General features: G+C 63.9%; 17 protein-coding genes. 6 read left to right on the top strand and 11 right to left on the bottom strand.

The window, feature by feature from the left end; genetic code table 11:
* Positions 1-5: 5 nt before the first annotated feature.
* From ASD63_RS00570 to ASD63_RS00525, 10 genes are all read right to left on the bottom strand, one after another.
* A complete protein-coding gene (locus ASD63_RS00570; protein WP_090425622.1) occupies positions 6-1,523 on the bottom strand; it encodes a glycerol-3-phosphate dehydrogenase in 1,518 nt (505 codons plus the stop codon).
* Between the two features lie 14 nt (positions 1,524-1,537).
* On the bottom strand, positions 1,538-2,575 hold the full coding sequence (locus tag ASD63_RS00565; RefSeq protein WP_034792206.1) for a 2-hydroxyacid dehydrogenase: 1,038 nt from the start codon (positions 2,573-2,575) through the stop codon (positions 1,538-1,540).
* On the bottom strand, positions 2,572-4,149 hold the full coding sequence (locus ASD63_RS00560; protein WP_034792204.1) for an FGGY-family carbohydrate kinase: 1,578 nt from the start codon (positions 4,147-4,149) through the stop codon (positions 2,572-2,574). Before ASD63_RS00560 ends, ASD63_RS00565 begins: the two co-directional genes overlap by 4 nt.
* Positions 4,149-5,273 (bottom strand): ABC transporter ATP-binding protein, encoded by a 1,125-nt coding sequence (locus ASD63_RS00555; RefSeq protein ID WP_034792202.1) that lies wholly within the window; start codon positions 5,271-5,273, stop codon positions 4,149-4,151. The genes ASD63_RS00560 and ASD63_RS00555 overlap by 1 nt, the downstream gene beginning before the upstream one ends.
* Positions 5,270-6,388 (bottom strand): ABC transporter ATP-binding protein, encoded by a 1,119-nt coding sequence (locus ASD63_RS00550; RefSeq protein WP_034792200.1) that lies wholly within the window; start codon positions 6,386-6,388, stop codon positions 5,270-5,272. The genes ASD63_RS00555 and ASD63_RS00550 overlap by 4 nt, the downstream gene beginning before the upstream one ends.
* Positions 6,389-6,391: 3 nt before the next feature.
* Positions 6,392-7,249: a carbohydrate ABC transporter permease gene (locus ASD63_RS00545; RefSeq protein ID WP_034792198.1), complete on the bottom strand. Its 858-nt coding sequence runs from the start codon at positions 7,247-7,249 to the stop codon at positions 6,392-6,394.
* A gap of 11 nt (positions 7,250-7,260) precedes the next feature.
* A complete protein-coding gene (locus ASD63_RS00540) occupies positions 7,261-8,184 on the bottom strand; it encodes a sugar ABC transporter permease (RefSeq protein WP_034792195.1) in 924 nt (307 codons plus the stop codon).
* Between the two features lie 185 nt (positions 8,185-8,369).
* Positions 8,370-9,812, bottom strand: a complete 1,443-nt coding sequence (locus tag ASD63_RS00535) for an extracellular solute-binding protein (RefSeq protein WP_034792193.1) — start codon at positions 9,810-9,812, stop codon at positions 8,370-8,372.
* Positions 9,813-9,934: 122 nt separating this feature from the next.
* Positions 9,935-10,900 carry a sugar-binding transcriptional regulator gene (locus tag ASD63_RS00530; RefSeq protein ID WP_034793557.1) on the bottom strand — a complete coding sequence of 322 codons (966 nt, stop codon included), beginning with the start codon at positions 10,898-10,900 and terminating at the stop codon, positions 9,935-9,937.
* Positions 10,901-11,178: 278 nt separating this feature from the next.
* The gene (locus tag ASD63_RS00525; protein ID WP_034792165.1) at positions 11,179-11,982 is read right to left on the bottom strand and encodes a LuxR C-terminal-related transcriptional regulator; all 804 of its coding nucleotides are present in this window, start codon (positions 11,980-11,982) and stop codon (positions 11,179-11,181) included.
* Between the two features lie 185 nt (positions 11,983-12,167).
* Here ASD63_RS00525 and ASD63_RS00520 point away from each other — a divergent pair, with 185 nt between their 5' ends.
* The 6 genes from ASD63_RS00520 to ASD63_RS00495 all read left to right on the top strand — a co-directional run bounded on the left by ASD63_RS00520 (position 12,168) and on the right by ASD63_RS00495 (position 17,489).
* Positions 12,168-13,250 carry an ABC transporter ATP-binding protein gene (locus ASD63_RS00520; RefSeq protein WP_034792163.1) on the top strand — a complete coding sequence of 361 codons (1,083 nt, stop codon included), beginning with the start codon at positions 12,168-12,170 and terminating at the stop codon, positions 13,248-13,250.
* A gap of 69 nt (positions 13,251-13,319) precedes the next feature.
* Complete coding sequence (locus ASD63_RS00515; RefSeq protein WP_029742636.1) at positions 13,320-14,480, top strand: spermidine/putrescine ABC transporter substrate-binding protein; 1,161 nt, start codon at positions 13,320-13,322, stop codon at positions 14,478-14,480.
* Between the two features lie 230 nt (positions 14,481-14,710).
* On the top strand, positions 14,711-15,577 hold the full coding sequence (locus tag ASD63_RS00510; protein ID WP_029742635.1) for an ABC transporter permease: 867 nt from the start codon (positions 14,711-14,713) through the stop codon (positions 15,575-15,577).
* Complete coding sequence (locus tag ASD63_RS00505; protein WP_029742634.1) at positions 15,577-16,395, top strand: ABC transporter permease; 819 nt, start codon at positions 15,577-15,579, stop codon at positions 16,393-16,395. The genes ASD63_RS00510 and ASD63_RS00505 overlap by 1 nt, the downstream gene beginning before the upstream one ends.
* A gap of 4 nt (positions 16,396-16,399) precedes the next feature.
* On the top strand, positions 16,400-17,161 hold the full coding sequence (locus ASD63_RS00500) for an SDR family oxidoreductase (protein WP_034792159.1): 762 nt from the start codon (positions 16,400-16,402) through the stop codon (positions 17,159-17,161).
* Positions 17,162-17,318: 157 nt separating this feature from the next.
* Complete coding sequence (locus tag ASD63_RS00495) at positions 17,319-17,489, top strand: hypothetical protein (protein WP_156552976.1); 171 nt, start codon at positions 17,319-17,321, stop codon at positions 17,487-17,489.
* A 21-nt stretch (positions 17,490-17,510) separates the two neighbouring features.
* On the opposite strand, the gene ASD63_RS00490 is transcribed toward ASD63_RS00495, so the two are convergent.
* Complete coding sequence (locus ASD63_RS00490; protein ID WP_034792154.1) at positions 17,511-18,317, bottom strand: class I SAM-dependent methyltransferase; 807 nt, start codon at positions 18,315-18,317, stop codon at positions 17,511-17,513.
* Positions 18,318-18,343 lie beyond the last annotated feature (26 nt).

Genomic DNA, 18,343 nt, shown 5'->3' with positions numbered 1-18,343 from the left:
CTCCTTCAGGCCGCGGCCTGCTGGCGGTCCAGCCAATGAGTAAAGGCCTGCCGCTCGGCCGGCGTCATGTGCAGGCCATGCTTGGTGCGCCGGTCGAGAATGTCGTCCGCCGTCAGCGCCCATTCGTTTTCGATGAGGAAACGCGCCTCGCGCTCGCGAAAGAGCGAACCGAAAGCCGGGCCGAGATCATCAAGCGATGTAGCGCCGGCAAGCAGCGCATGCGTGCGGGTGCCATAGAGCCGCGCATAGTGTTTGACGAGATCCGATGGCAACCAGCGATAGCGCGCCTTCAACTCACCCAGGAACAGATCGAAATCGGCCGCCGCCATGTCGCCGCCCGGCAGATGCGCCTTCGCCGTCCAGGCCGGCCCCATCTTGGGGAAAAACGGCTTCAGCCGCTCCAGCGCATGTTCGGAAAGCTTGCGGAAAGTGGTGATCTTGCCGCCGAAGACCGAGAGCAACGGCGCCTGGTTGTCAGTCGCATCGACCTCGAAAATATAGTCACGGGTGACGGCCGAGGGGTTTTCGGCATTGTCGTCATAGAGCGGTCGTACGCCGGAGAAGCTGTAGACGATATCGTCCGACGTCAGCTGCTGCTTGAAGTAGCGGTTCACCGATTTCAAGAGATAGGCGATCTCGTTGCCGTCGGCGGTCACGTCCTCCGGACGGCCTTCGTAGGGGATATCCGTCGTGCCGATCAGCGCCAGGTCGTTCTGGTAGGGATTGATGAAGATGACCCGCTTGTCCGGGTTCTGCACCAGATAGGCCTGCCGCCCCTCCCAGAATTTCGGCACGACGATGTGGCTGCCCTTGACGAGGCGCACGCTGCGGGTGGAGTTCAGGCCCCCGATCCGGCCGATGACGTCGTTGACCCACGGACCGGCGGTGTTGACGACACAGCGCGCCCTCGCCTCGGTCTTGGCGCCGGTGCGCGTGTCGGTCATCTCGATAAACCAGAGCCCGTCCCGCCTTCGGATCGCGCTGCAGGCGGTCCGGGTCAACACCCGGGCGCCACGAGCAGTGGCATCGAGCGCGTTGAGCACCACGAGGCGCGCGTCATCGACCCAACAGTCGGAATATTCGAACGCTTTGCGATAATCGCGCTTGATCGGCGCGCCCTCGGGCGCCGTCGCAAGGTTGAGGCTGCGGGTGCCCGGCAGGCGTTTGCGCCCGCCGAGATGGTCGTAGAGGAACAGCCCGAGCCGGACGAGCCAGGCCGGGCGGTCCTGAGGGTTATGCGGCAGCACGAAGCGCATCGGCCAGATGATATGCGGCGCGGACTCCAAAAGCACCTCGCGCTCGATCAGCGCCTCGCGCACCAGCCGGAACTCGTAATATTCGAGATAACGCAGGCCGCCATGCACCAGCTTGCCGGAGCGCGAGCTGGTGCCCTGCGCCAGGTCGTCCTTTTCGCACAACAGCACCGAGAGCCCGCGCCCGGCCGCATCGCGCGCGATGCCCGCACCATTGACGCCGCCGCCGACGACGAACAGATCGTATATTCCGGTCTCGGAACTCACCATCGTTGCTCCTGTCATCAGCACGGATTGACCGGCGGCAGACCGGCGATGTAGCGGCGGACTTCCTCGGCCGCCATTTCGGCGGCGAAGGTGACGGTGCGTACCGAGGCGCCGGCAATATGCGGCGTCAGCGTCACATTCGCCAGTTGCAGCAGCGGCCAGTCTTTCGGCACCGGCTCGATCGCGAAGGTTTCGAGCATCGCCGCCGACAGATGGCCGCTCACCAGGTTCTCATAAAGGGCGTCGTAGTCGCAGAGCGGACCGCGCGCCGTGTTCACGAAGATCGCGCCCGGCTTCATCCTGGCGAAGGTCTCGGCGTTCATCATGTTGCGCGTCTCCTCCGTGACGCGCGGATGCAGGGTCACGACATCGGAACGGGAGAGAAGCGTGTCGAGCGACACCTGCTCGACGCCGGCGTTCAGATCATCGGCCGAGAGCTGCACATAGGGATCGTGCACCACCACCTTGGTGCCGAAGGCGCGCAAAAGGCGCACCACCTTGGTCCCGATATTGCCGTAGCCGATGACGCCGACGGTCATTTCGCAGAGCTCGCGACCGGTGCGATCGGCGCGGTAGAGATCGCCCCGCCACTCGCCCTTGCGCAAGGCTTCGTGGCCGGTGCGGATCAGCCGCGTTTCGGCGAGAATGGCACCAAGCGTGAACTCGGCAACGGCGTTGGCATTGCGGCCGGGCGTGTTGACGACGCGAACGCCGGCATCGCGTGCGGCCCCCATGTCGATGTTGACAGGACCGCCGCGCGAGACGGCGACGAGCCTCAAGCCGGGCAGTGCCTGAAGCATTCCGCGCGACAGAGGCGCCAGCTGCGTCACCAGGATCTCGGCGTCACCGATGAAGTCGATAATGTCCTCCGGCTTGCCGAGATATTCCTTGAGCCCGTCCATGCCCTCGACGGCATAGCCGTGCTCCATCGGCACATCCGGCCAGGGCAGTTCGAGCGTGCGGATGTCATGGCCGTTGCCGGTCGCCTCGACGATCTTGTCGCGAAACACGTCCGGCAGCATGAACCGGTCGCCGATAATGGCTATCTTCTTCATTTCGATGTTTCCTGTTGAGTTCCCGCGGCCGCACCTTGGGAGAGTGCGTGCCAGACGGGCCTGAGCGCTGTGCGCGACTGCTGGTAGGTGGGAAAGAGTTCGTTGTAGCGGCGGGCAAGCGCCGGATCGGCGGCCTCCGCGGGGCGCTGATAGGGCGTCACCCAATCGCCGAGGCAATCGGCCATCGAGGGATAGATGCCGAGCGAGACGGCGGCGATCATCGCGGCACCGGCAGCACCGGCCTCTTCCCGCTCGCTCGTCTGGACGCTGGCGCCAAGGGCAGCACCGAGGATGCGGCGGAGCGAGGCGCTGCGGGCAGCTCCCCCCGTCAGCCGGATGCGGCCTGGAAGCGGCCCCATCTCGGCGTAGCAATCGCGCGCCGCCATGGCGAGCCCGTCGAACACCGCCTTTACCATGTCGGGAAAGCCGTGGGTGATTGACAGCCCGACGAAGGACGCCCGCGCCGTCGCGTCGACGAAGGGGCCACGCTCGCCGGCTTCCGAGATATAGGGCTGGAAGATCAATGGCGTGTCCTTGGCATCGGCCAGCCAGCCGTCGACAAAAGCGAGCAACTCGCTCTTGGATTTCTCGACCCCCATGCCCTTCAAGAGGCCTGAGGCCAGCGAGAGGATCCAGTCGATATTGAGCGTCGCGGCCATGTTCGACTGCATCTGCGCATAGGCGCCGGGGATCGGCATGCACATGGTGTAGCCGGTCAAGTCCCGGTTCAGCCGCACATCGTCGGCGCCATTGGCGAGCCGCATGTGCATGCCGGTCGAGCCGATGATCGAGCAGCCGGTATCGGTGCCCGGATCGTAGAGCCCGGCGCCAAGGGCTGTGCAGACGACATCGACGTAGCCGAGCACGATGGGCGTGCCCTCGGTGAGCCCGGTGATCCCGGCCGCTTCCGCCGACAGCGGATGATGGGTCGCCGCTCCGTCGACGATCTCGGGCAGCACATGCTTCAGCTTTTCAAGGCCGAGAAAGCGGATGACATCGTCGCTATAGCTGCGGCTGCGGAAATTGCCGAAACTGAAATTCGCCTCGGAGGGATCGGTGGCGCGTTTGCCCGTCAGCTTGAAATAGAGCCAGTCCTTGCAGTGGAAGGTGGTGGCGACGCCTGAGAGCATCTCGGGCGCATGGTCGCGCATCCAGCGAAGCTGCGGCCCCTGCTGGCAGGCGGCAAGGCCCGAGCCGGTGCTTTCGAAGCGGGCGATATCGCCGCTGTCGGCGCGCAGCCGCTCGACGGTCTCGCCGGCGCGCGCGTCGAGCCACAGCCAGCCCTTGCCGACCGGCACGCCGGCCTTGTCGATCATCCATGTGCCGTCGCCCTGACCGGTCACGGCGATCGCAGCGACACGGCCGGCGAGGTTCTCGATCTTGTCGGAGAGCTGCTTCAGCGTCGTTGCCGCGTCGGCCCAGGTGCGGTCGAGGTCCTGCACGCTGCCGGCGCGGCCTACGGCCTCATAGGCGTTCGGTAGTGCCGCCGTGGCGATCTGCCGGCCGGTGAGATCGAAGGCCACCGACTTGATGACCGACGTCCCCGCATCGATGCCGATGAGGATGTCCCGCATCAGGCGAGCTCCTGTCCGTGACTGATCGCCCGTCCGCTCTCGCCATCGAACACATGCAGGCTCGACGGATCGAGATGAATGCCGATCGGCTGGCCGACATCGAGCTCCGTGCGATCGTGCTCGACCAGCACCATGGTGCCGCCGGCAAAGTCCGCGGCGATATGGGTCTGGTCGCCGAGCCACTGGTTGACGGCGACGCGGCCCGTCACACCATCAGCGCTGCGGCGCACCGAATAGGGCCGGATTCCGAGCACCACCTTCTGCCGCTTGATGAGTTCGTCGCGCACCGCATGCGAGAAATCCGACGCCGCATATTCGAGCCGCACGCCGTCCTTGAGCCCAAAGGCCATCTTGCTGTCCGAGCCGGTGACGCTGGCCTCAAAGACGTTCATCGGCGGCTCGCCGACGAAGGTGCCGGTGAACAGATTGGCCGGCCGCTCCTTGATCTTCTGCGGCGTATCGAACTGTTGCAGCACGCCGCCCTCCATGACCGCGATGCGGTCGGCAAGCGCGTTCGCTTCGGTTTGGTCGTGGGTCACGAGGATCGCCGTCAGCCCGCGCTCCTTGATGAAGTGCTTGATGCGGCCGCGAAGCAGCGCCCGAAGCTGCGGCTCGAGCTGTCCCATCGGCTCGTCGAGCAGGTGCAGGTTGGCGTCGCGGATCAGCGCCCGCCCGAGCGAGGCGCGCTGCTGCTGGCCGCCGGAGATCGAGCTCGGATAGCGCCCGAGAATGTCCTCGATTTCGAGCAGTTTGGCGATACTGGCCACCTTCTCGTCGACGACGCCCTGCGAGAGCTTCGAGGCCTTCAGCGCAAAGGCGATGTTCTCGCGCACCGTCAGCGGCGGATAGAGTGAATAGCCCTCGAATGCCATGGCGACGTTGCGGCGCACCGGCGGCAGCGTCTGGACCTCTTTGCCTGCAAGCGAGATCGTTCCGCGCGAGACCGCCTCGAAGCCGGCGATCATGCGCAAGGTCGAAGTCTTGCCGCATCCGGAGGAGCCGAGCAAAGCGATGATCTCGCCCTTTCGCACATCCATGTTCAGCTTCTTCACGGCATGCACGCCGAAGTCGACGGGGCCGTAGAACTTGTCGACGTCCTTGATCAAAAGAGCGGTGTCGGTCATGCCGCTTCTCCATTACGCTTGGCTGCAAGGTCGGCGCGCGGCAAAAGAGCGCCGCTCGTCTTGTCGAAGAGAAAGGCCTGCGCGCCATTGACGGCAATATGGGCAGGTCCGGCGGTCGGACCAGGCGTGCCGGCCGGACGCGACACCAGGATTTCGCGGCCGCGTGCCGTCAGCGCCAGCGTCACGGTCTTTTCGTTGAGCGGCGTTTCCGCCTCGACCGTCACAGGAATGGCGCCAGGTGCTGCCGCATCGACGAAACTGATCGCCTCCGGCCTGAGCCCGATAACGCACGGACTGCCGACGACATCGGCGCCATAGTCGCCGAGCCGCACCCGTACATTCGAGAGCTCGACGAAGGCGTCTCCGCCGCTGCGCTGCGGCGTGACATCCAGCAGGTTGATCGTCGGATCGCCGAAGAGCCGTGCGATCTCGATGTCGGCGGGCGCGTTGTAGATCTCTTGCGGCGTGCCGATCTGGCGGATGCGGCCTGAGGCCATGACCGCGATCCGGTCGCCGAGCGCCATCGCCTCCTTGTAGTCCTGGGTGACGTAGACGACGGTGGCGCCTTGCGCTGCGAGCAGTCGCGGCAGTTCCAGCCGCATCTCGAAGCGGAGCTTCGCGTCGACGTTGCGCAAGGGATCATCGAGGAGAAGCAGCGGCGGCGAGCCGACAAGCGCACGGGCAAGTGCCGTGCGCTGCTTCTGACCGTTCGACAGTGCCTTCGGGTGATGCGTCAGCACATGGTCGATCTTTAAGAGCTTGGCGACCTTCTGCACGCCTGCCGCTATTTTCTCCTTCGACGATCGCGTCGCCGTCAGCGGGCTTGCAATGTTGTCGAAGGCACTCATGTGCGGGAAGAGCGCGAAGTTCTGGAATGCCATGCCGACGCCGCGATGTTCGGCATCGACATCGGTCATGTCCTCGCCGCCGATCAGCACCCTGCCCTCGTCCGGCTCGATAACGCCGGCAACCAGCCGGAGCAGCACGGTCTTGCCGGCGCCGGAGGGGCCGAAGAGCACCAGCCGTTCACCGTCGGCGACGTCAAGCGTAAGATCGTCGAGAACCGTCTGGCTCTTGTAGCGCTTGACGATATTCTTCAGTTGCAGCGTGGTCATGAGTTACCCTTTCACCGCGCCGAGCGACAGGCCTTCGACGAGGTAGCGCTGGGCGTAGAGTGCAAGTGCGAGCGTCGGCGTCACCGAAAGCACGATGGCCGCGGCGATCTGTCCGTATTGGATGCCCGAGGAGGTGACGAAGGCAAGCGCGCCGACCGTCACCGGCTGCTTGTCGGCAGATGCCAGCACCAGCGCGAAGACGAAGTTGTTCCAGGCGAAGATGAAGGCGAGCAGGCCGGCGGCGGCAATGCCCGGTCCGGCAAGCGGCAGGGCGATCTTGCGGAACGTCGCAAACCAGGAATGGCCGGCGATGCGATAGGCATATTCGACGTCGGCCGAGATGTCCTCGAAGTAGCCGCGCACGATCCAGAGAATCAGCGGCAGGCAGATCAGCTGGTAGACCCAGATCAGGCCGAAGTAAGTGTTGGAGAGCCCGAGCCACTGGAAGTACTGCGTCAGCGGCAGGAGCACCAGCAGCGGCGGCGCGAAGCGGAAGGACAGCAGCGTGAACGCGATGTCTTCCGATCCTTTGAACTTGTGGCGGGCAAAGGCATAGGCCGCTGGCACGCCGAGCACCAGCGCCACGGCGACGGAGGCGACCGACAGGAAGATCGAGTTGCCGAGATTGCGCATGAAGGCGATGTCGAGCGTTCCGGCCGCCGTCTGCAGCTTGCCGGTGATCAGCGCCGCATAGTTGGAAAGCGTCGGCGAGAACACGACCGATGGCGGGATCGCGAGGATCGTCTCGTTCGTCTGGAACGACATCAGGAAGATCCAGAAGATCGGGAACATGAAGAAGACGACGACGAGCGTGAGGGCGAGACCGCGCAAGGTCCGTTCGAGCGGAGACATGGTTTCCATTGGTCCCTCCTTTACGCTTCGCCGCGTGCGCGTTCGCGCAGCCGCAGCCAGTTCTTGATGAAGACGTTGGACAGCGTGTAGGTGATCGCCCACAGGATGATCAGCAGTGCCGCCGACCGGCCGACATTGGTCGACTGGAAGAAGTTGAGATAGGCCTCGACCTGGAAGACGGTGAGCGTGTTGCCGGGCCCGCCCTGGGTCATCGCGTAGATGATGTCGAACTGCTGGATACTGTCGAGCAACCGGAACAGCGTTGCCGTCAGGATGTAAGGTGTGAGCATCGGAAGCGTGATGCGGAAGAAGACGAAGCTGCGCGGCACGCCATCGAGTGCGGCCGCCTCGAAGGGCTGCGTCGGCAGCGAGCGCAAGCCCGCAAGCAGCAGGATCATGATGAAGGGCGTATAGACCCAGATGTCGACGAGCACGACGGTGAGCAGCGCTGTGTCCGGCGAGGACGCCCAGCGGAAATCATGCAGTCCGATCAGGCTTGCGAGATAGCTGAGGATACCGAAGCTCGGATTGGTCATCAGCTTCCACATCAAGGCGGCCAGCGCCGGCGCGATCATCAGCGGCAAAAGCAGCATGATCGAGATGAAGTTGTTGACCGCGGAGCGCCGCTGCAGCAGCAGCGCGATGCCGAGACCGAGCAGCAGTTCCAGCGTCACGGTGAGGCCGGCATAGAGCAGCGACACTTTCAGCGTGTTCCAGAAGGCCGGGTCGGTGAAGAAGTTGAGGTAGTTTTCGCCCCAGTTGAACTGGCGCGCCCAGGGCTGGCTCAACCGGTAGCGCTGGAAGGAGTAGATGACCGCCGTGAAGAACGGGATGAGGATGCCGATGCAGACGAGCAGCGCCGGCAGGCTCAGCACATAGGGAAGCATCTTCCTGCTGATCCTGAAACCGGAGGCTGGTCTCTTGAGGGTTTCTGTTGAAGCCATGTCGAGCTCCGTTCCTGACGTCTTTGAAGAGCACGCGGCACGCGGCAGCCTTCAGGCGCCGCGCCAGTTCCTCGGCATCTCAGGTTGATTTCGGCGCGACCTCAAACCGGTCGCAACAGGCCGGTCGAGCCGGCATCTCGGGATCCCCGGCGCGTGCTGGCGCCGGGGATCGCTTGGGAGGCCTATCAGCCGAGACCCGCCTCTTGGAGCTGGCGGTTGATGCTTTCCACGAGCTGGTCGAGACCCTCATCGACCGGCACCTGCTTGGCGACCATCTTCTGCAGCGTCGACGCCCATTCGGTGGTCACGTCGAAGAACAGCGGCTGCGGCGTGAACTTGATGGAGGCGCCGGCGGCCGAGGCGTCGAACATTTCGACGTAACCCGGATACTTGCCGTTGAGCTTCTCGCGGAAGATCTCGTCCTTCCAGATCGACTGGCGAACCGGATCGACGAAGTCCATCTTGGTGGCGCCGAACAGCGCATGCTCCGGACCGGAAGCCCATTGCAGGAAGTACCAGGTGGCGTCCTTGTCCTTGGAGAAGTTGGACATGGCGAGCGACCAGATCCAGATGTTCGGCGTCGAGGCAGTGGCTTCCGGGTTGGCGGCGAAGGCGGCATAGCCGAGCTTGCCGGCCATCTTGTTGTCGCCACCGTTCATGAAGTAGCCGAGGCAATCGGCGTCGAAGATCATCGCCGAAGCGCCGGCGCCAAGGTCGGTGCCGACCTGATACCAGGTGTAGGTCGACCAGTCCTTCGGACCGCTTTCCTGGATCATCTGCACGAACTTGGCGTGGTAGGCCTTGGATTCCGCCGTGCCCATCGCCGCTGACAGCTTGCCGTCGGCCGAGACGTTCAGGTCCTTCTGGTTGAAGTTGGCATAACCCGACAGGAAGCCCGGATGGATCGTCGCCCAGGAGCGCGAACCGCGAACGCCGATGCCGTAGATGCCACCGATGTCCTTCTGCAGCTTGGCCGCCACCGTGATCATGTCGTCGAGGTTCTTCGGCAGCTCGACGCCGGCCTTGTCGAACATCTCGCGGTTATAGGTGATGTTGTTCTGCTCGAACGCCCACGGAATGCACCACTGCTTGGCGTCTTCCGAGCCGAGCGCCCCGCCCGGCTGGCCGTTCCAGGCGCAGGAATTCTTCACGCCTGCGAGGAAATCGTCCCAGTTGTAGTTGGGGTTGGTCTTGGCCGGATCCTTGATCCATTCGTTGAGGTCGGCGATCCAGCCGGCCGGTCCATAGGTCCAGGTCATGTAGGCGCCGGTCATGAAGGCATCGTATTCTGCCGAGCCCGAAGACAACGCCGCCGTCACCTTGTCGAAATAGACGTCTTCCGGAAACACGTCATAGGTAACGTCGATGCCGGTCAGGTCCTTGAAGGCCTGCAGGTTGGCGATCATCGCATCGGCGTAAGGGTGCTTGTTCAAAAGCAGCTTCAGCTTCTTGCCCGAATGCGCCTTCCAGTCGAAATCGGCGGCGAGCGCCTGCGTCGACATCATGTTGAACAACGTGCCGGCCGTGCCGGCTGCCAGGCCTGCAGCCCCCAATCCCTTGAGCATGCCGCGGCGGTCCACCTCCCCACGCAGGAATGCGCTGATGAGGTCCTTCTCCTTCTCGTACATTCGTCTTCTCCTCCGTTGCGGGTATGATTGCGACTGCCGGCTACCCCACCGGTATTCCTCCCGTTAAGGCCCGGATGGCAGATCCTCCCTGCCCTCCGCATGGCCTCGAATGTTTCAGCGCCTCATGCGCCGTCGGCGGCCAGCGCCCTCGCAGTCCTCTCGTCGGTGATGAGACCGCTCAATTGCCCGCTGGCGAGCACCGCCCGGATGGCCGGAACCTTGATCTTGCCGCCGGCAACAGCGACCGTGCGGCGGTTCTTCAGGTCCTCGCGGCTGAGCGTAAACGTGCGGTCGGAAAGCGTCGTCTCGACCGGCTTGCCGTCGCGGTCGAAGAAGTGGCCGAGCAACTCTCCCATCGCCCCGCCCTTCTGGATGTCCTCGATCTCGCTGGTCTCGATCATGCCGGTCGAAACCAGCGACGCCTCGCGCTCGACGGTGCCAATGCCGACCATCAGGAGATCGGCTGTCTTGGCGAGATCGAAGACTTCGCGCACGCCGCGCTGGCTGAAGAGCACGTCGCGATCCTCGACCGTGTTGGCGAAGAACGGCACTGGCATGACATAGGCCTCTGCCCCCGTACGCTCGGCGAGCCGGTGGATCACGTCATGCGGGTTGGCGGAGAACTTGCGGGTAAGCCCGCCGAGCAGCGACACGAAGCGGGTGTTGCCGCTGGCGATCCGCGGCAGATATTCGACGCAAGCAGCAAGCGTGCGGCCATGACCGACTCCGACCAGCGCCGTTTCGCCACGCTCGATCTCACGCTTCAGGAACTGTGCGCCGGAAATGCCAAGCGCCTTCAGCGGCAGGTCATCGGAATCGAAGTCCGGCACCACTTCGCAATAGTCGAGGCCGTAGCGCGCCGAAAGCGCCTGTTCGAGCTCCACGCATTCGGAGACTTCGCCGTCGATATAGACCTTCACCAGGCCTTCCTGGTTGGCCTTCATGATCAGCCGGTGGGCCTTGAGCGAGGTGAGCCCCAGGCGCTTGGCGACCTCCGCCTGGGTCAGGCCGCCGGCATAGTGCAGCCACGCCGCCCGTGTCGCCATGCTGGTTTCGTCATCACGAATGCCCGTCCCGCCAATCGTCATTGTCTCCACCCGGCTCTTGTTGCGCTGCATGATATTTTTTGCACCGCGTGATATTTTTATCCGTTAATGAAAGAAATTTCATGGCGTGAAATTTTTGTCAATAGCGTTTGACAAATGAGCGATCACGTTTGCGAAGAGACGGTTGAGCAGTTGCGGCGGCTGCACGCAGGGGCAGCGGTCGCAGGCAAGCGCCAGACGGCGTAGGCTCGTCAAAAGCGGAAAAAGGGCAACGCAGGCGGAAGATCGAACGGCCGATCAGCGGTGCAAGGATCGCAGGATTATTGCCCGAGATTTCTCAGATAGAGCGACAGAAGCTGGGTCTGCGAGGAGATGCCGAGCTTGCGATAGACGTTGCGGCGATGAACCTTCACCGTGCCGGTGGAGATGCCGAGCCTGAGGCCGATCGATTCTGACGAATGGCCCTGCAGCACCAGTTCGATGATCGAGGCTTCGCGGTCCGTCAGATTGAGATGCTGCCAGACGCCGTCGGCCGGCGGGTGCGTCGCCTTGCGCCTGCTGCGCCCGGTTTTCGCCAGCGCCGCATCGAACCGGCGGCCGAGATCGGCCCAGTGATGGCGCACCAGGCCGGAGACCAGCGGCTCCACCTTTTTCAACAGCGCGAACTCCGTCGCGCTGAAAGTCCCCGTCGCCTCGCGCCGCATCAGCGAAAGCACGACGGTGATCTGCTCGTCGATCGGCACGAAGAAGCCGACCTCTTCGGCAAGCCCCGTCTGCACATAATAGGTGCGATAATATTCCGAGGAGAAGAACCGGTCGGGCGCCAGCTCCCGCATCCGCCAGACGCCGGGCTCACTCTTGATCGCCGCGTGGTAGAACGGGTCGAGCAGGTACGGTCCAGCCTGATAGAGGCTGACGAAGAGCACGTGATCCTTGGCGTTGAAGGTGCTGTAGAGGTCGATCGGGCGTTCCTTGCCGCGATAGGCAAAGACAACCACGTAGTCGAAGGTCATCAGCGTCGACATCAGCCGCCGATAGGTGGAGCCGACAGCATCGTCGTCCATCGCGGCACCCGCCACCAGCGGCGCCATGACCTGAAAAAGTCCTTCGAGATCGACGCTCAAACCGCCCTCCCGGCCGGTGTTTCCTGCTCTGGGGTATACTCCTCACACAGAGCAATCTGCGTTGAAATACCTCTCTCGGGGTATATACCGGCAGGGCACGCGGTGACTAGGCTGTGTGTCAATGACGGTGGAGTGCCAGGATGCAAGATCCTGGCGACATCCGATAACAACCGCAGGGAACAGACGTGACATCCGCTTCGACGAACGACATCGAGTTCCGTTCGGTCGCCAAACGTTATGGCGCCGTGACGGCCGTTTCCGACATCAATCTTCAGGTGCCGCGCGGCGCCTTCATGGCGCTTCTCGGGCCATCGGGTTGCGGCAAGACCACGTGTCTGCGCATGATCGGCGGCTTCGAGCAGCCGAGCGAAGGCACGGTCTTCATCAGCGGCGAGCCGATGAATGGCGTTGCCGCCTATCGCCGCCCGGTCAACATGGTGTTCCAGCACTATGCGCTGTTCCCCCATCTCGACGTCGAGCAGAACGTCTCCTACGGGCTGAAGCAGATGCGGCCGCGCATCGCCGGCGCCGAGATTTCTCGCCGCGCCCAGGAGGCGCTGGAGATGGTACGGCTCGGCGGTTTCGGCAAGCGCCGCATCCACGAAATGTCCGGCGGCCAGCAGCAGCGCGTGGCGCTCGCCCGCGCCATCGTCAACAAGCCGAAGGTGCTGCTGCTCGACGAGCCCCTCGCCGCCCTCGACAAGAAGCTGCGCACCGCCATGCAGATCGAGCTGCAGACGCTGCAGCGCGAACTCGGAATCACCTTCGTGCTCGTCACCCACGACCAGGAGGAAGCGCTGTCGATGAGCGATTTCGTCTGCGTCATGAATGCCGGTCGCATCGTCCAGGTCGGCCCGCCGCAGGAAATCTACGACAGGCCCGCAAGCCTCTTCGTCGCCGATTTCGTCGGCAAGACCAACCGCATCTCGGCGACCGTCGACGGCAACGCCTCGATCGAGCTCGCCAACGGCACGCGTTTTGCCGCCCCCGCGATCAACGGCACACGGGGGGCGGCCATGGTGGCACTCCGGCCCGAGGCGATCCGCCTGACGCGCAACGGTGCCGTCAGCACGGCGGCGCTGGCCGGCACCGTCACCCACCGGATCTTCCTGGGGTCAGCGGTCGAATATTCCGTCGCGGTCGACGGTCTCGGCGACTTCCTCGTGACGGCCGACCGCCGCACGCTCGGCGACAGCGAGCTGGTCGAGCCCGGCGAAAAGGTCGGCCTCGCCTTCGATCCGAACGCGCTTCACGTCTTTCCAGCCTGACATCGCCCGGCTTCCGAAGCCGGTTCTGCCGCCTACGCATGAACGTCAAACGATAAAGGGAACAGCGTCATGAGCAAATGGTACAGAGAAAATGCCCCTATCACCGCCGACCAGCTCGCGGACGAACTGATGCGCCTGAAGCGCGGCTCGGTCACGCGCCGCCACTTCCTCGGCGTCACCGGCCTCGGTCTTGCGACCGCCGTTCTGGCGCGCCAGCCCGGCCTCTTCAATTCCACCGCCTTTGCCGGCGACCTCGGCACGCAGATGTCGATCGCCACCTGGCCGAACTACCATGATCCGGCGACCTTCGAAGCCTTCCAGGCGGCCACCGGCGTTGCCGTCGAGGTCAACGTCTTCGGCTCCAACGAAGAGATGCTGGCGAAACTCCAGGCCGGCGGCACCGGCTGGGACCTCTTCGTTCCCACCAACTACACGATCTCGACCTATGTGAAGCTTGGCCTCATCGACGAACTCGATCTTTCCAAGCTTGCGAACTACGACGCGTCGACCGAGACGGCGCGCTTCACCAACGAAGGCATCGTCGACGGCAAGACCTATGCCGTGCCGAAGAACTGGGGCACGACCGGCATCGCGGTCAACTCGGCGAAGATCAAGAAGCCGGTGACGAGCTGGAAGGAATTCTTCGAGATCGCCATGACCGAAGGCGACGGCCGCGCCATGGTGCACGATTACCAGCTCACCACCATCGGCAACGCGCTGGTGTCGCTCGGCTATTCCTTCAACTCGATCAAGCCGGACGAACTCGCCAAGGCCGAGGAACTGCTGATCAAGGTGAAACCACACCTCTACGCCATCAACAGCGACTACCAGCCGTCGATGCGCGCGACCGATGCCTGGATGACCATGTGCTGGACCAATGACGGCGCCCAGCTCAACCGCGACATGCCGGAAATCCTGTTCACGCTCGGCAAGGACGGCGGCGAGATCTGGTCGGACTTCTACGCGATCCCGAAGAGTGCCGCCAACAAGGCCGCCGGCTACGCGCTGCTCAACTATCTGATGGCGCCGGAAAACGCCATGAAGGAGCACATCGCCAACGGCGCACCGACCACCGACAGCCGCGTCATGAAGCTGCTGCCGGTCGACGTTACCTCCAACAAGATCGTCTATCCGGACGAGGCCGCGCTGACGCCGCTCGAATTCGGCGCCGCCGTGACCCTCACCGACCCCGGCCGCGCCGAACTGATGGCGCGCTTCAAGTCGGCTTGATCTGGCATGTGACTGCCCCTCATCCGCCTGCCGGCACCTTCTCCCCGCAAGCGGGGAGAAGGAACAAGCGGCAAGCTCCCCGCCCTCCTGCTTCTGCCGGAAGAAAGGGACCGGGCGGGTGCCACAAATCCCCTTCCCCCACCTGCGGGGGGAAGGTGCCGGCAGGCGGATGAGGGGCCTTTCCCTCCCGCTCGCATCGAAGTGCTGATGAAACGCGAACGGAAGAATTTATGACCGCGGCAACGAACACGAAGAGAAACCTGGTGACGGCGGCGCTGGTGGCGCCGGCCGCGGCCTGGCTGATGATCTTCCTCGTGCTGCCCTTCATCGCCATGCTGGTCTTCGCTTTCGGCGAACGCGCACCGGAAGGCGGCTATCAGGCAGCCTTCACCTTTGCCCAATTCGCCAACCTGCCGACACGGGCGGCCGCCTTCTGGAACACGCTGATCCTCGCGCCGGTCGGCGCGCTCGCCTGCCTGCTGATCGCCTATCCGGTCGCCTATTATCTGGCGGTCAAGGCGAACCCGCGCTACCGGCTGATCCTCGTGTCGCTCGTCGTCGTGCCCTTCTGGACGAGCCTGCTCGTGCGCACCTATGCCTGGATGTACATTCTTGGCTCGCGCGGGATCCCCAATCTGCTCTCGATGATCGGCATCGAGGACGTGAGGATGTTGAACACGCCGGGCGCCGTGCTTCTCGGTATCGTCTACGGCTACCTGCCGCTGATGATCATGCCCATTTACGTGAGCCTTGAAAAACTCGATCGCCGCCTGCTCGAGGCCTCCGCCGACCTCGGCGGGAGGCCGGTGTCGACCTTCTTCGGCGTCACCCTGCCGCTCTCCTTGCCGGGTGTCATGACCGGCGTCGCGCTGGTGACGATCCTGCTGCTCGGCGAATACCTGATCCCGCAGCTCCTGGGCGGCGGCAAGGTTTTCTTCATCGGCAATGCGTTGGTCGATCTCTTCCTGCAATCGCGAAACTGGCCGTTCGGCTCCGCGATCGCCGTCACGCTGGTTGCCGTCGTCGTCGTGATCCTGATGGTGGCAATGCGCATTGCCTTCCGCGTCGCCGGCACAAGACAGGTGGATCTCGTCTGATGCGCGCCTTCATCTCCTCCGTCTACCTCTTCCTCTACGCCCCGATCGCGCTCGTCGTCCTGTTCTCCTTCAATGCCGGGCGCAATGCGAGCGAGTTCACCGGGTTTTCGACCGCCTGGTACGGCAAGGCGCTTGGAAATACCTTCCTGGTTTCGGCGCTGCAGAACAGCCTGCTGATCGCCTTTACCAGCGCCACACTCGCCGCGATCTTTGGCACCATGGCAGCCCTCGGGATGGAGCGGATGGCTCCGCGCAACCGGGCGATCTTCGATGCGCTGTTTGCAGCCGCAATCGTCGTGCCCGGTGTGGTCATCGGCATCGCCACGCTGGTCGCCCTCGTTGCCGTCTTCTCCTTCGTCAACCCGGCGCTGGCGACGATCTGGCCCGGCGACCAGCCGCCGCAGCTCGGCCTTGGCTACGGCTCTATCATCGCCGCTCACGGCCTGTTCTCGATGGCGCTGGTGACGATGATCGTGAAGGCCCGCATCGCCAGCCTCGGCCGCGATATCGTCGAGGCATCGAGCGACCTTTACGCGACACCGCTCACCACCTTCCGGCTGATCGTGTTGCCGCAGATCCTGCCGTCGATCCTTGCCGGCTTTCTTCTGGCCTTCACCTTCTCCTTCGACGATTTCATCATCGCCTTCTTCGTCGCGGGCTCGAAGACCACGCTGCCGATCTACGTCTTCGCCTCGATCCGCCGCGGCGTGACGCCCGAGATCAACGCGATCGCGACGCTGGTGCTCGTCGCCTCGCTGCTTCTGATCCTGACCGCCCGCATCCTGATGCGGGAAAAGAAAACGAAATCCGGGGAGTGAAACCATGATCCTGAAAGACCGGGTCGCGATCGTGACCGGAGCGGGCTCCGGGATCGGTCAGGCGGGTGCGGCCATCATGGCGCGCGAAGGCGCCCATGTCGTCGTCATCGACCGCAGCCTTTCGGCCGCGGCAACCGCCGTCGAGGCAATCGCCGCCAAAGGCGGCAGCGCCGAGGCGCTCACCATCGACGTGACGGATGACTCGGCCCTTTCTGACGGCATCGCCGATATCCTCTATCGCCACGGCCGCATCGACATTCTGCACAACCACGCCGGCGCCCAGGTCGCGGGGGACCTGGAAGAGGTCGAGGTCGCCGGCTTCGACCGCTCCTGGAACCTCAATGTCCGCGCCCATTTCATGGCAGCGCGGCTGGTCATGCCGTCGATGCGCGCCGCCGGCCGCGGCGTCATCCTCAACACCTCCTCATCCTCGGGCGTGCTCTACGACCGCGAGATGATCGCCTACACGACCACCAAACACGCCGTCATCGCCATGACCAAGCAGATGGCCGGCGACTACGCCCGCCACGGCATTCGCGTCAACGCGCTCTGCCCCGGCTGGGTCGACACCCCCTTCAACGAACCGTTCATCGCGCAAATGGGCGGCCGCGGCGCAATCGAATCCTATATCCGCGAAAAGGTGCCGCTCGGCCGCTGGGCCAGCGTCGAGGAGATCGCCGAGTCGATCCTCTTCCTCGTTTCCGACCGCTCCTCCTACATGACCGGCCAGATCCTGGTGGTGGACGGCGGCGAGACGGTGGTGTGATGAACAGAGAGTGCGGTAACATCCCGTCATGGTGAAGTGCCGCGGCGGAAAATCCGACACTGAAGAAGTGAGCGCCGGAAGGCCCACGCCGTGAGGCGGTCCCAATGCTCGCAATCACGAGATGGCAAGGCATGAGCCGGTTCAAGAATGGGCGCAGATGTGCCGCGTGTTGCATCACTTCGGCGTCATGAAGGATTACAGCGCAGCGGAATGCTACCGCATCGCCAAGGAACTGAAAAAGCTGGTCGCTGAAGGCAAGGTGGTGAAGATCAGTCGCGGGCGCTATCGCTTCCTGCCACCAGTCGACGACAGAAATGGTGAGGAATGACGGCGGCAAGTGAGGAGCCCGCTACGCCCCAGGAACAATCCCCCGGCAGGCCCAGGCAACCGCCGCAAAGGACCGCGGCCCATCGGGCTGGCCAGCCTGGTAGGCGGCCCTGACCGCCGCATCGATCTTCGCCCGCTGACCAGAATCCAGCGCACCGATGTATTTGCCGAGCGGTCCTTCGCCCGCCGCGATCGGCTGCCAGAAATCCTCGAACGACTGATAGTCCATGCGGATCATCAGTGACGTCTGCTCGACCCTTTCAAGACCGTGCGCCGCAAAGTTCTGCATCATTTCCCCGGGCCGCATCATCGGCTGGAAACAATAGCGACTGCGCACCTGCTCGGCATTTCCATCCAGCATCGCCGCCACATCGAGCACCATGCGCATGCCCGGCATGCCGCCAAAGTGATCCCAAACAACGGCTGCAACGACGCCGCCCGGCCGGGTGACTCGGCGCATCTCGGCGACCGCCTTTCCCGATTCCGGCACGAAATGCAGCACCAGCAGCGCCATCGCCCGGTCGAAGGATGCATCGGCAAAGGGCAGCGCGCAGGCGTCGGCCTGCTGGACTTTGATCCGCGGATCTGAACTCGCCCGGATCGTCGCTTCGACGAAAACAGGCGAAAAGTCGATTGCAACGATCTCGCTGACATCGGCCGCGCGCGGTAAGGCAAAGGTAAGGCTGCCCGTGCCGCAACCGACATCCAGCACCCGCTCACCGTCGGCAACACCCGCAAAGTCGATGAATGGCGGCGCAAGCCGCCGGCTCCACCGGCCCATCAACTGTTCGTAGCCGGCAGCACTCTGCACATTGAAGCTCGATGTCATGATCGCCTCCGGGCAGTGAGGCGTGC

The sequence above is a fragment of the Ensifer sp. Root558 genome, from assembly GCF_001427045.1.
Lineage (GTDB): Bacteria > Pseudomonadota > Alphaproteobacteria > Rhizobiales > Rhizobiaceae > Ensifer > Ensifer adhaerens.
This window is presented reverse-complemented; position numbering and strand designations above follow the sequence as displayed.

What these genes read in the sequence shown, in the direction of transcription:
- ASD63_RS00500 (WP_034792159.1), top strand. Translation starts at nt 16,400, where the DNA reads ATGATCCTGAAAGACCGGGTCGCGATCGTGACCGGAGCGGGCTCCGGG.
- ASD63_RS00505 (WP_029742634.1), top strand. Translation starts at nt 15,577, where the DNA reads ATGCGCGCCTTCATCTCCTCCGTCTACCTCTTCCTCTACGCCCCGATC.
- ASD63_RS00530 (WP_034793557.1), bottom strand. Translation starts at nt 10,900, where the DNA reads ATGACGATTGGCGGGACGGGCATTCGTGATGACGAAACCAGCATGGCG.
- ASD63_RS00570 (WP_090425622.1), bottom strand. Translation starts at nt 1,523, where the DNA reads ATGGTGAGTTCCGAGACCGGAATATACGATCTGTTCGTCGTCGGCGGC.
- ASD63_RS00550 (WP_034792200.1), bottom strand. Translation starts at nt 6,388, where the DNA reads ATGACCACGCTGCAACTGAAGAATATCGTCAAGCGCTACAAGAGCCAG.
- ASD63_RS00535 (WP_034792193.1), bottom strand. Translation starts at nt 9,812, where the DNA reads ATGTACGAGAAGGAGAAGGACCTCATCAGCGCATTCCTGCGTGGGGAG.
- ASD63_RS00560 (WP_034792204.1), bottom strand. Translation starts at nt 4,149, where the DNA reads ATGCGGGACATCCTCATCGGCATCGATGCGGGGACGTCGGTCATCAAG.
- ASD63_RS00495 (WP_156552976.1), top strand. Translation starts at nt 17,319, where the DNA reads ATGTGCCGCGTGTTGCATCACTTCGGCGTCATGAAGGATTACAGCGCA.
- ASD63_RS00565 (WP_034792206.1), bottom strand. Translation starts at nt 2,575, where the DNA reads ATGAAGAAGATAGCCATTATCGGCGACCGGTTCATGCTGCCGGACGTG.
- ASD63_RS00540 (WP_034792195.1), bottom strand. Translation starts at nt 8,184, where the DNA reads ATGGCTTCAACAGAAACCCTCAAGAGACCAGCCTCCGGTTTCAGGATC.
- ASD63_RS00490 (WP_034792154.1), bottom strand. Translation starts at nt 18,317, where the DNA reads ATGACATCGAGCTTCAATGTGCAGAGTGCTGCCGGCTACGAACAGTTG.
- ASD63_RS00545 (WP_034792198.1), bottom strand. Translation starts at nt 7,249, where the DNA reads ATGGAAACCATGTCTCCGCTCGAACGGACCTTGCGCGGTCTCGCCCTC.
- ASD63_RS00555 (WP_034792202.1), bottom strand. Translation starts at nt 5,273, where the DNA reads ATGACCGACACCGCTCTTTTGATCAAGGACGTCGACAAGTTCTACGGC.
- ASD63_RS00510 (WP_029742635.1), top strand. Translation starts at nt 14,711, where the DNA reads ATGACCGCGGCAACGAACACGAAGAGAAACCTGGTGACGGCGGCGCTG.
- ASD63_RS00515 (WP_029742636.1), top strand. Translation starts at nt 13,320, where the DNA reads ATGAGCAAATGGTACAGAGAAAATGCCCCTATCACCGCCGACCAGCTC.